This window comes from Phenylobacterium sp. (genome assembly GCF_030693805.1).
In the GTDB taxonomy this organism is placed as follows: Bacteria; Pseudomonadota; Alphaproteobacteria; order Caulobacterales; family Caulobacteraceae; genus Phenylobacterium.
In genome coordinates this window covers 1-10,356 of the sequence record NZ_JAUXZW010000161.1, presented here as the reverse complement: position 1 = coordinate 10,356, position 10,356 = coordinate 1, and the positions used below count along the sequence as shown (strand labels likewise).

General features: G+C 69.1%; 11 protein-coding genes. 5 read left to right on the top strand and 6 right to left on the bottom strand.

The window, feature by feature from the left end:
* Positions 1 to 139 precede the first annotated feature (139 nt).
* From Q8M88_RS06865 to Q8M88_RS06855, 3 genes are all read right to left on the bottom strand, one after another.
* Positions 140 to 1,237 carry a YjgN family protein gene (locus tag Q8M88_RS06865; RefSeq protein WP_305595719.1) on the bottom strand — a complete coding sequence of 366 codons (1,098 nt, stop codon included), beginning with the start codon at positions 1,235 to 1,237 and terminating at the stop codon, positions 140 to 142.
* A 132-nt stretch (positions 1,238 to 1,369) separates the two neighbouring features.
* Positions 1,370 to 2,704: a dihydroorotase gene (locus Q8M88_RS06860; RefSeq protein WP_305595717.1), complete on the bottom strand. Its 1,335-nt coding sequence runs from the start codon at positions 2,702 to 2,704 to the stop codon at positions 1,370 to 1,372.
* 2 nt (positions 2,705 to 2,706) lie between these two features.
* A complete protein-coding gene (locus Q8M88_RS06855) occupies positions 2,707 to 3,708 on the bottom strand; it encodes a glycosyltransferase family 9 protein (protein ID WP_305595715.1) in 1,002 nt (333 codons plus the stop codon).
* Positions 3,709 to 3,770: 62 nt separating this feature from the next.
* On the opposite strand from Q8M88_RS06855, the gene Q8M88_RS06850 reads away from it, so the two are divergent.
* The gene (locus tag Q8M88_RS06850) at positions 3,771 to 4,577 is read left to right on the top strand and encodes a folate-binding protein YgfZ (RefSeq protein ID WP_305595713.1); all 807 of its coding nucleotides are present in this window, start codon (positions 3,771 to 3,773) and stop codon (positions 4,575 to 4,577) included.
* Here Q8M88_RS06850 and Q8M88_RS06845 read toward each other — a convergent pair.
* Both Q8M88_RS06845 and Q8M88_RS06840 read right to left on the bottom strand, forming a co-directional pair.
* On the bottom strand, positions 4,574 to 5,338 hold the full coding sequence (locus Q8M88_RS06845; protein WP_305595711.1) for a class I SAM-dependent methyltransferase: 765 nt from the start codon (positions 5,336 to 5,338) through the stop codon (positions 4,574 to 4,576). The genes Q8M88_RS06850 and Q8M88_RS06845 overlap by 4 nt on opposite strands.
* Positions 5,339 to 5,605: 267 nt before the next feature.
* The gene (locus tag Q8M88_RS06840; protein ID WP_305595709.1) at positions 5,606 to 6,481 is read right to left on the bottom strand and encodes an alpha/beta fold hydrolase; all 876 of its coding nucleotides are present in this window, start codon (positions 6,479 to 6,481) and stop codon (positions 5,606 to 5,608) included.
* A 51-nt stretch (positions 6,482 to 6,532) separates the two neighbouring features.
* On the opposite strand from Q8M88_RS06840, the gene Q8M88_RS06835 reads away from it, so the two are divergent.
* The gene (locus Q8M88_RS06835; RefSeq protein ID WP_305595707.1) at positions 6,533 to 7,123 is read left to right on the top strand and encodes a DNA-3-methyladenine glycosylase I; all 591 of its coding nucleotides are present in this window, start codon (positions 6,533 to 6,535) and stop codon (positions 7,121 to 7,123) included.
* Positions 7,123 to 7,776 carry a ribonuclease HII gene (locus Q8M88_RS06830; RefSeq protein ID WP_305595705.1) on the top strand — a complete coding sequence of 218 codons (654 nt, stop codon included), beginning with the start codon at positions 7,123 to 7,125 and terminating at the stop codon, positions 7,774 to 7,776. The genes Q8M88_RS06835 and Q8M88_RS06830 overlap by 1 nt, the downstream gene beginning before the upstream one ends.
* On the opposite strand, the gene Q8M88_RS06825 is transcribed toward Q8M88_RS06830, so the two are convergent.
* The gene (locus tag Q8M88_RS06825; RefSeq protein WP_305595703.1) at positions 7,773 to 8,264 is read right to left on the bottom strand and encodes a flavodoxin family protein; all 492 of its coding nucleotides are present in this window, start codon (positions 8,262 to 8,264) and stop codon (positions 7,773 to 7,775) included. The genes Q8M88_RS06830 and Q8M88_RS06825 overlap by 4 nt on opposite strands.
* Positions 8,265 to 8,601: 337 nt before the next feature.
* Between Q8M88_RS06825 and Q8M88_RS06820 the strand changes: the two genes are divergently transcribed.
* Positions 8,602 to 9,720: a hypothetical protein gene (locus tag Q8M88_RS06820; protein WP_305595702.1), complete on the top strand. Its 1,119-nt coding sequence runs from the start codon at positions 8,602 to 8,604 to the stop codon at positions 9,718 to 9,720.
* Between the two features lie 107 nt (positions 9,721 to 9,827).
* Positions 9,828 to 10,356: site-specific DNA-methyltransferase (locus tag Q8M88_RS06815; RefSeq protein WP_305595700.1), on the top strand; the 529-nt coding region annotated here is incomplete at its 3' end.

The window sequence follows — 10,356 nt, the reverse complement described above, 5'->3', positions numbered from 1 at the left end:
GCGCCTCGACCTCGACGCCGGCCAGGGCCCAGCGATGCGCCTGGCCGTCGGCGTAGAACAGCACCGCGCCGTCGACGAGCGTCAGCTCGACGTCGTGCGCCTGGGCGGTGCGCCCGTCATGGAAGCGCGCCTGCACGGATCAGATCGGCGCCCATCCGAAGGCGTCGGCGAGTCCCTCGGCGGTGCGCGGCCCCTGCGGCGCCTGCCTCGCGGCGGCGAGATCGGCCAGCCCTTCGCTGCGTAGCCGCCCGATCAGGAACTTGATAGTGCGAGCCTGGATCAGCGGCATGAAGAAGCCCAGCGAGACGATCAGCAGCAGCACGTTGGTGAACATCAGCCAGGCCATCGCCGGCCACTTGAGATCGAACCGGAAACTGGCGTCGTCGAACTTCAACCCCGCCGCCGTCGCGCGCAGCTTCGCCGCCTGATAGGGCGCGACCACGGCGACCATCAACGGCGCGGCGATCAGCATCAGCACCACAATGGCCACGGCGGTGATCGCGGAAATCTCGTCCGGCGAAGCGCCGGCCTCCTTGGCGCCGATCGACAGCAACACCACGACGCCGACAATCACCGCGTACATCACCCCGACGCCCACGCCGGCCAGGATGAACGCCGGATAGACCGCCACCTTGCGTGCCGCCTCGATGTCGAACCGCAGCGGTCGGTCGCCAAAGCTCAGCGAACCCCAGAGCAACCCAGCCAGTCGTCTTTGCGCGGCCGGCCAAAACCAGCCCGCGGTGATCACGCTCAACATGGCGTAGCCGATGTAGCTGAGCGCGTAGTCGCGCGCGGAGCCGCGCGCCTCGAAGCGGATGCCGCGCCAGACCGTGCGGCTGGCCATATAGCGAAAGGCGCTGAACATGCCGAAGCCGAACAGGAAGAAGATCACCAGGTAGAGCGGCAGGATGATCAGGGCGGCCACCGCCGGACCGAGCAGCTGGGCGGTGAACGACACCAGCAGGAACGGCGCGCCGAACACCGCCAACGTGATCAGGAAGCCCATGAACAGGTCCTTGCCGCGACCGGTGTATTCCAGCGGCTCTCCGTTCAGATATGTCGAGCTCCACACCCTGCGGCGCACCTCGGTCTTGCCCCAGAAGCGGTAGAGCGTCAGCGTCACCAGATTGAGCAGCCCGTTCTTCAGGCTAAGTCCAACGAAGCCTGAGAGCGCCGCGCGTTGCTCGAGATTGATCGCTTCCCCGCGCACCGGCGCAGGGCCTTCGGTCATCGACATGAAGCGTCCCCCCTTCAGTCCAAGGCGAGCGTCGCACGCAGGACGTGCCGGCGCCATTTCGCTCGCCGCATGAGGGAACTTATCGGCGACAGGGTTTCCGCAACGCCAACACGGCGGAAATCGCCGCGAGCCTCAGCGCGCCAGGGTCTCCAGGAACCGCACGGGCTCGCCCAGGCTGGGGGCGATGATCTCGTCGTCGCGCATCACCGCGCGGCCGCGCACGATGGTCGCCACCGGCCAGGCCTTGGCCTCGAAGCCGTCGAACGGCGTCCAGCCCGAGCGGGTGGCCATGGCCTCGTGGGTGATCGTGCGCCGAGCCTTCATGTCGACGATGGTGAGGTCGGCGTCGTAGCCCTCGGCCAGCCGGCCCTTGTCGGCCAGGCCGAACACCCGGTTGACGCCATGGCTGGTGAGGTCGACGAACCGCTCCAGGCTGAGGCGTCCCTCGACCACATGAGTGAGCATCACCGGCACCAGGGTCTGCACGCCCGGCATGCCCGACGGCGAGGCCGGATAGGGCCTGGCCTTCTCCTCTCGGGTGTGCGGCGCGTGGTCGGAGCCCAGCACGTCGGCGACGCCCGAGGCGACTCCCGCCCAGATGCCCATGCGGTGATGGTGGTCGCGGATCGGCGGGTTCATCTGGGCGAAGCCCTTGAGCCGCTCATAGTCCTGGGGGCCTTCCAAGGTCAGGTGCTGGGGCGTCACCTCGACGCTGGCCACGTCCTTGTGCGCGGCGAGGAAGACGATCTCCTCGGCTGTGGTCACGTGCAGCACGTGGATGCGCTTTCCCAGCGCCTGGGCGATGCGCACCAGCCGCTCCGTGGACTGCATCGCCGAGCGGGCGTCGCGAACCTCCGGATGGCTCGTCCAGTCGCCCGTGCGGGCCAGTGGCCGGCGCTCGGCCAAACGGTACTCGTCCTCTGAATGGAACGCGGCGCGGCGGTTGACGTGGCGCAGCACCTGCTCGACGCCCTCGTCGTCCTGCACCAGCAGGGTGCCGGTGGAGGCGCCCATGAACACCTTGACCCCGCAGCAGCCGGGCAGGCGCTCCAACTCGCCCAGGAAGTCGGCGTTCTCATGGGTGCCGCCGACATAGAAGGCGTGGTCGCAATGCATGCGTCCGCGCGCCCGCGCCAGCTTGTCGGCCAGTGCGCCGGGATCGGTGGTGGTGGGCTCGGTGTTGGGCATCTCGAACACCGCTGTGACCCCGCCCAGCACGGCGCAGCGGCTGCCGGTCTCCAGGTCTTCCTTCCACTCCAGGCCCGGCTCGCGGAAGTGCACCTGGCTGTCGATCACGCCTGGCAGCACGGTCAGCCCTGTCGCGTCGAACACCTCGTCGGCCGATGCCTGGCCGAGGTCGCCGATAGCGGTCACCTTGCCAGCCCGCACGCCCACGTCTGCTAACCCGCGACCGGCGTGGTTCACCACCTCGCCGCCGCGCACGATCAGGTCGAATGTCTCGGGCATGCTCAGCCTTTCGTGCGTTGGCGCTCGATCGCGAGGCCTTCCGTCGACGCCAGCAACTCGCGCGCGCTGGCGGTCACGACATCCACCGTCAGGTCCATCATGTGACACAGCGCCTGGGCGAAACCAGGGTCAACCGCACGGATCTGCTCGAACTCGCGCGGCCCGCGCACCACCCGCGTGTGCGGGCCCCAGGGCGCGTACAGCGCCTCGTCCGAGGGACCGAACAGGCCGACCGTCGGCGCGCCAGCCGCCGCCGCCAGGTGCATCAGGCCGGAGTCGTTGCCGATGAACAGCCTGGTGCGCTTCAGGCAGGCGTAGGCGGTCAAGAGGTCAGCCTTGCCCACTAGGTCGATCAGCTTGCCCTTGGCGACCACGTGGCGGAGCGAATGGATGACCTGCTGATCCTCCGGGGCGCCCAACACCATCAGCCGAGCGCCAGCCAGCGGACCGCCTTCGCCCAACAGCTGGATCGCCGCCTGGGCGAAACGCTCCAACGGCCAGGTCTTGCCGATCCAGTTGGCGGCCGGCGCGAGGGCCAGGATCGGGCCGAAGCCGGTGGTCAGCGCCTGGGCGCGCGCTTCGGTCTCGGCGGATGTGAACAGGAACGGCGGCGCAGGGTCGCCGTCCGGCATCAGCACGCGGGAGGCCTCGATCACCTTGTGCACCGGCAGGCCGGACGTGCGCCGGAACACCGCCCGGCGCTTGCGGCGTAGGAAGCCGGAGATCGCCGAGCCGCGCAGGTCGACGATCAGGCCCCACTCGCGGTGGCGCACCTGGTTCCAAAGGCGGAACCAGTGTCCCTTGTCCTTGCTCTTCTCCAGCACGATCACCCGCTCGAGGTTCGGGACCTCGGCGAACAGCGGGGCCGCGGCGGGGCCGGCGACGATGGTGAAGCGCGCGCCGGGAATCTCCTCGATCAGCCGCGCGATCAGGCCGGACGACAGCACGGCGTCGCCAATGCGGGTGGCCGTGATGAACAGAATCGGGAAAGGGCGGGGCGCCATGGGGCCTCTCCATAGCGGGCTCGGCGCTGGCGCTCCACCGCTACAAGGCTTAATTGCTGCACATGGCCATCACGCACGCGATCCTGGACAGCCGCGCCCTGATAACGCTCGGCGGCCCGGACTGGCGCAGCTTCCTGCAAGGGTTGATCACTCAGGACGTCGATACGCTGGCGGCGGGCGAGATCCGCTTTGGCGCCTTGCTGACCCCGCAGGGGCGGTTGCTCTACGACCTCTTCGTCCTGGGCGGCGATGACGGCTGCAAGCTGGACGTCGAGGCGGCCCACCGTGACGCGCTCATCCAGCGCCTGACCATCTATCGGCTGCGCGCCAAGGTGGAGATCGCCGCCGATGCGGCAGCCGTGGCCGTTCTGTTCCCGGGGCCGCTTGAGCCCACGAACGGGTGGAGCGTCGACCCCCGGCTGCCGGCGCTGGGCCTGCGCGGCTACGGCCAGGCCGCGCCGTCCGACGCACAGGCCGACGACGAGAGCGCCTATGACGCCCACCGCCTGGCGCTGGGCGTGCCAGGGCCCGCCGACTGGGGCAGCGAGAAAGCCTATCCCATCGAGGCCGACTTCGACCTGCTGGGCGGTATCGACTTCAAGAAGGGCTGCTTCGTCGGCCAGGAGACCACTTCGCGCATGAAACGGCGCGGCCAGATCAAGACCCGCATGGCCCCGATCGCCTTCGACGGCCCGGCTCTGCCCGCGGGCGCCGAAGTGCTGGCCGGCGACCTGCGCGCTGGCGAGGTGCTCTCGGGCGGCGCGGGCCGGGCGATCGCCCTGCTGCGCCTGGACCGTATGACCACCGCCCCGCTGACCGTCGACGGCCGCGCCGTGCGCGTCGACGCTCCCGCCTGGCTGGAAAGCTAGGCCGCGACAGCCTCGATCATCAGGGCGTCGAGCATGAAGGAGCCGTCGGCCTCGATGGCGAAATGCTCGACGGTCTCCGCGCTGGCGGCGGCCTGAAGCGCGCGGATGGCGGCGGAGTTGAGATCCGGCGTGCGCATCCGCGCCGTCCAGCTCGCGTACTCCATCCGCAGCCGCCAGGTCCGAACCTGGCGGATGTCGAAGCCCGCCCGGGTCAGCGCCGCCTGCCACTCGCCCGCCGAATAGTCGCGCACGTGCGAAGTGTCGCGCAGCAGCTCCACCGCCTGCAGGTGGGTGTCGAGCGCCGCGCGGCCGGGCGACATGCCGTCGATGAACACCGCCGTGCAACCGGGCTTCAGAACCCGCCGCGCCTCGCTCAGGCCCGCCTCGAACCCCCGCCAGTGGTGGGCGGAGAACCGGCAGCCCAGGAAGTGGAACGTCGCGTCCTCGAACGGAAGTCGCTCGGCCGCGGACTGCCGCGTCTCGATGTTGGCGAGACCGCGTTCGCGCGCGCTCGCCGCCACCGCCGCCAGCATCTCCGACGACAGGTCGCACGCGGTCACGGCGCCCGCGTGCGCCGCCAACCGATAGGCCACATGCCCGCCGCCGCATCCGAGATCCAGCGCACGCACGGGCGCGGCGGCGCGCGCCAGCGCCTCCAGCGCATCGAGGTCCTCGCCGGCCGCGTGCACCGCGCTGGTCACATAGGCCGCGGCCTGGGGGCCGAACTGGTCGTCGACGATGGCGTCGTGAACTCGGATCATCGTTCTCTCTCCTGGGCTCGCCATCTGCGCTTCGAGGCGATTTATGGCAAGCCAGGGCGCTTTCCACAGCTGTTCGTGATGAAGGCGGCGTTAACCAGCAACTCTTTGCGCGCCGGGCGGTATGGACGCCCATGAAGCCGTATATGGACCCCGAAGAACGGCGCCTCGACGCCCTGTGGCGCGCGCGGTTCGGCCAGCCGCTGCCGATTCTTGGCTCAAGTGCGATGGTGCGAAAGCTGCTGGAGGAGGACGCCGCCGAGGCCCGCGTCAGCCCGGAGCGAAGAACGCTCGCAGCGCCTTCACCGTCTCGGCGGGTTGTTCCTCGGGGATGAAGTGCCCGCAGTCGGCGATGGCGAAGCCGCGCACGTCGTCGGCCCAGGCCCGCCAGACCTCCAGCACGTCGAACCTGCTCGCGACCGCGCCCCGCTGACCCCATAGCGCCAGCAGCGGCGCGGTGATCTTGACCTTGCCCTTGTCGGCGGCGTCGCGCGGCCAGTCGATGCTGACGCCTGCCCGGTAGTCCTCGCACATGGCGTGCAGGGTCGCCGGATCGCGGGTCGCCTCCATGTAGTCGGCCATGGCGTCGGGCTGCATGAAGCCGGCGCCCATCGCCCCGTCGCGCCAGATGCTCCAGTCGGGATCGGCGCCCAGGGTGCGCTCCGGCAAAGGCGCCGGCTGGGGTAGGAAGAACCAGGTCCAAGTGCTGAGCGCGAACTTCGCGTCGGCGGTCTCATACATCTCGTTAGTCGGCACGACGTCGAGCACGCAGAGCTTCTCCACCGCCTGCGGATGGTCAAGCGCGAGGCGGTAGGCGACCCGCGCCCCGCGGTCGTGACCGGCCAGGTTGAACCGATCGAAACCGAAATGGCGGCCCAGCGCCACGATGTCGCGCGCCATCGCCGACTTCGAATAGGGTTCATGGTCCGCGGTGGTCTGCGGCTTGCCGCTCTTGCCATAGCCGCGCAGGTCAGGCGCGATCACCGTGAAGTCGCGCGCCAGGTCGTCCGCCACCCGGCCCCACATCATGTGCGTCTGAGGATAGCCGTGCAGCAGGATCAGCGGCGGGCCGGAACCTCCGTGGCGGACGCGCAGATCCGTCTCGCCCACGTCGACCTGCGACAGTTCGAAGCCTTCGAAAGCCATGGCGTCCGCTCCCTCTTGTGACCGACGTGCACGCTGGGCGAAACTGCAGCCATGAGTTCGCATCCGAATCGCTGCGGCTGGCGCGGCCTCGCCGGCGACCCGGTCTATGAGGCCTATCACGACACGGAATGGGGCGTTCCGGAATACGATTCCCGGGCGCTGTGGGAAAAGCTGGTGCTGGATGGATTCCAGGCCGGCCTCGCCTGGATCACCATCCTGCGCAAGCGCGATGCGTTCCGCGAAGCGTTCGCGGGCTTCGATCCTGAAAAGGTCGCCCGCTTCGGCGAAGCCGACCGCGGCCGCCTGATGGCCGATGCGGGCATCGTACGCTCCAACGGCAAGATCGATGCCGCGATCAACGGTGCGAGGATCTATCTCGACATGCGCGAGCGCGGCGAGGACTTCTCGGAATTCCTGTGGGGCTTCACCGGCGGCAAGCCGATCCAGGGCGAGTGGACCGAGAAGACCGGCATCCCGACCCAGACGCCGCTCGCCGTGGAGATGTCCAAGGCGCTGAAGGCCAGGGGTTTCAAGTTCGTCGGCCCAGTGATCGTCTACGCCTTCATGGAGGCGACAGGTCTCGTCAACGACCACACCGTCTCGTGCTTCCGTCACGAGCCGGTGAAGCAGATGGCCCGCTGATGGCCGGGCGCGGGCCGCACATGCTGCTGGAGCGGGCGTGCATCGGGCTGGTGTGCGGCGTCGACGAGGCGGGCCGCGGGCCTTGGGCAGGCCCGGTCAGCGCCGCGGCGGTGATCCTGCATCCACGCCGTGCGCCCAAGGGCCTCGACGACTCCAAGAAACTGACCGCCAAGGTGCGCGAGACGCTGGAGGTTGAGATCAAGGCCAAGGCGGTGGCCTGGGCGGTGAGCTTCGCCTCCGTCGAGGAGATCGCCGAACTGAACATCCTGCACGCCACGGGCCTGGCCATGCGCCGCGCGGTCGAGGCGTTGAGCGTCACGCCGGTCCACGCCCTGGTCGACGGCAACTACCGCTTCCCCCTGCCCTGCGAGGTGAAGACGGTGGTTGGGGGCGATGCGAAATCCAAGTCGATCGCCGCGGCCTCGATCCTGGCCAAGGTCGCCCGCGACCGGCTGATGGCCGAGATGGACCACGCCTACCCCGGCTACGGCTTCGCCGCGCACAAGGGCTACGGGGCGCCGCGCCATGCCGAGGCCCTGCTGGCGCTCGGACCGTGCGAGATCCATCGGATGTCGTGGGCGCCGGTCAAGCTCGCCATCGAAGGCCGCGACCCGCGCCTGGCGGCGGCCACGGACGACGCCGTCTTCGATTAGAAGATGCCCATCGCCAGGCCAGCCGCCAGCGCCGCGCCCAGGTCCGCGCAAAGCTGCAACTCGTCCGGCGCGATGGTCTTGGGCGCCGCGATCGCCTCCGGCGTCTGGGCGTGGGTGCAGACGATGATCGGCTCGGCCGCGGGCCGCAGCCGCCAGCCCAGCGCGATCCGCGCGGCCTGGCGCACGGCGTTCTCCCCGTCGCTCCCGGCGCAGACCATCAGCGCGTAGGGCCGCCCGTTGAGCCGCTCCAGCGCCGGATAGTAGCTGCGGTCGAAGAAGGCCTTCATCTCGCCCGACAGCGCCGCCAGGTTCTCGGGACCTGCGAAGATGTAGCCGTCCGCGGCCAGCAGATCCTCCGGCCCCGCGGCCTCGGCGGCGACCAGGCGGACGTTGACCTCGGCCCCGGTCCGCGCCGCGTCCGCCGCGGCCTGCGCCATCGCCCGGGCGCCGCCGGTGCGCGAATGCCAGACGATCAGCAAGGTCTTCATCGCCCACCTGTGGCGGCAGGCGGGCGCGCCGGCAAGCCCGCAGGATGCTGTTCTCGCTGACGAGCAGACGCATCGCTCCTCCCCCGATTCGTCGGGGGAGGTGGCGCGCCCGCAGAGCGCGACGGAGGGGGCGCAGCGGGACGATCGACGCGTGGCATCGTCGGGCTTGACGCCCCCTCCGACCTCGCCTGCGGCGAGGCCACCTCCCCCGCTTCGCAGAGGAGGAGCTGGAGGCGTCTTCGCTCCTCCCCGATTTCCGCCATGGCCCACGCCTTGCACGCCTAGCCGCGGGGACGCCGCGACCGCATGCTGCGCCGCAATCCGCCGCGGAGCGCCGATGAACGCCCTTATTCCGATCCAGCGCTTCATCTTCGAAGCCAAGGCCTGGCGGCTGATCGCAGCGGTCATGGCCGCGATGCTGGTGAAGACTGGCGTCTGGTGGATGCCCAACCTCGATCACCAGGTCGAGATCGCGCGCAACCCATTCGCCAACCCGTTCACCCACGAGGGCTCGCACTACCTGTATTGGACGTGGCTTGGCCCGTTGATCGCCCACCTGATCGGCGCGACGGGCAACTGGAGTTTTTTCGCGCTGCATCTGGCGTGCTCGATCGCGTTCACCGCAGTGGTGGTGGGCCTGCTGTTCTCCCGCTTGTCCGACCGCTCGGCGCGCATCGCGTTGATCCTGTTCGCCGCCCTGCCCGTCTCGGCGACGGCCTACTATTGGGTCGGCATGGACTCGCTGACGCTGCTGCTGATGGCTTTGGCGGTGGCGGCGATCCGCAGGCCCCTGCTGCTGGCCCCGATCGGCCTGGCGTTGGGCATGCACCACTTCGAACAGGCGCTGTTCGGGACGGTCGCGCTGTTGGTCGCCACAGTTTTCGGCCGGCGCGAGACAGACGGCGCGGACTGTTCGCCGCGCGCCGCTCTCGCCCTGTTGGCCGGAGTGATCGCCGGTAAGCTGGCGCTCGTCGCGCTGTTCCATGCCTTCGGGACGCAGGTGAATTCCGGGCGCGCCTACTGGTTCCTGGCCCACTGGCGTGACTTCCGCGACCAGCTCTTCTTCCATGGTCAGGCGGTGTTGTGGTCGCTGCTTGGCCTCGGCTGGCTGGCGGCGTTCAAATATGCGGACAAGGGGCGCGCAGCGCTGCCGTTCTTCGCCGGCCTCGCCCTGCTAATGGGCACTGTCCTGCTGGGCGGCGACCAGACGCGGGTGTTCTCGATCGCCGCCTTCATGCTGTTGGCGGTGTTCTGGTTGCTCAATCCGAACTTCCTGGAAGGCGTCACCGAGCCGCAGGCGGCTGGGGTCTTCCTGCTGTGGCTGCTCATGCCGTGGAGCTGGATGTGGGCCGGCGCGCCGCGCCTGTCGGCGTCCAGCTACGATCTCGCCTACGTCCTGCATAAGGCGTTCGGCTGGTTCCAGGTCCCGGCGAACCCCGCCGAGTGGCCTTTCTGAGGCCCGCGCGGCCCAAGGGTTAATGCCCGTTCACCACGTTTCGAAACGCGCCCTTCACCACGATCGCCCGAGACTCCGCGTCATTGGACAAGGGGCGCGTAACGCACATGGGCTTTCCCAGTGAGACGATCATCCAGGGCGACTGCATGGCGGAGCTGAAGAAGCTCCCCGACCGCTCGGTCGACCTGGTGTTCGCCGACCCGCCCTACAACCTGCAGCTCGGCGGCGACCTGCTGCGTCCGGACAATTCAAAGGTCGATGCGGTCGACGACGACTGGGACCAGTTCGAGAGCTTCGCCGCTTACGACGCCTTCACCCGCGAGTGGCTGACCGAATGCCGCCGGGTGTTGAAGGACGACGGCGCCCTGTGGGTGATCGGCAGCTATCACAACATCTTCCGGGTCGGCGCGACCCTGCAGGACCTGGGCTTCTGGATCCTCAACGACGTGGTCTGGCGCAAGACCAACCCCATGCCGAACTTCAAGGGCACCCGCTTCACCAACGCCCACGAGACCCTGATCTGGGCGGCCAAGTCCCGCGGCGGGCGGCGCTACACCTTCAACTACGACGCCATGAAGATGGCCAATGACGAGCTGCAGATGCGCTCGGACTGGACCTTCCCGCTTTGCACCGGCG

Coding starts and splice junctions, on each gene's coding strand:
- Q8M88_RS06825 (WP_305595703.1), bottom strand. CDS start 8,264: ATGAAGACCTTGCTGATCGTCTGGCATTCGCGCACCGGCGGCGCCCGG.
- Q8M88_RS06845 (WP_305595711.1), bottom strand. CDS start 5,338: ATGATCCGAGTTCACGACGCCATCGTCGACGACCAGTTCGGCCCCCAG.
- Q8M88_RS06820 (WP_305595702.1), top strand. CDS start 8,602: ATGAACGCCCTTATTCCGATCCAGCGCTTCATCTTCGAAGCCAAGGCC.
- Q8M88_RS06830 (WP_305595705.1), top strand. CDS start 7,123: ATGGCCGGGCGCGGGCCGCACATGCTGCTGGAGCGGGCGTGCATCGGG.
- Q8M88_RS06840 (WP_305595709.1), bottom strand. CDS start 6,481: ATGGCTTTCGAAGGCTTCGAACTGTCGCAGGTCGACGTGGGCGAGACG.
- Q8M88_RS06835 (WP_305595707.1), top strand. CDS start 6,533: ATGAGTTCGCATCCGAATCGCTGCGGCTGGCGCGGCCTCGCCGGCGAC.
- Q8M88_RS06855 (WP_305595715.1), bottom strand. CDS start 3,708: ATGGCGCCCCGCCCTTTCCCGATTCTGTTCATCACGGCCACCCGCATT.
- Q8M88_RS06860 (WP_305595717.1), bottom strand. CDS start 2,704: ATGCCCGAGACATTCGACCTGATCGTGCGCGGCGGCGAGGTGGTGAAC.
- Q8M88_RS06865 (WP_305595719.1), bottom strand. CDS start 1,237: ATGTCGATGACCGAAGGCCCTGCGCCGGTGCGCGGGGAAGCGATCAAT.
- Q8M88_RS06850 (WP_305595713.1), top strand. CDS start 3,771: ATGGCCATCACGCACGCGATCCTGGACAGCCGCGCCCTGATAACGCTC.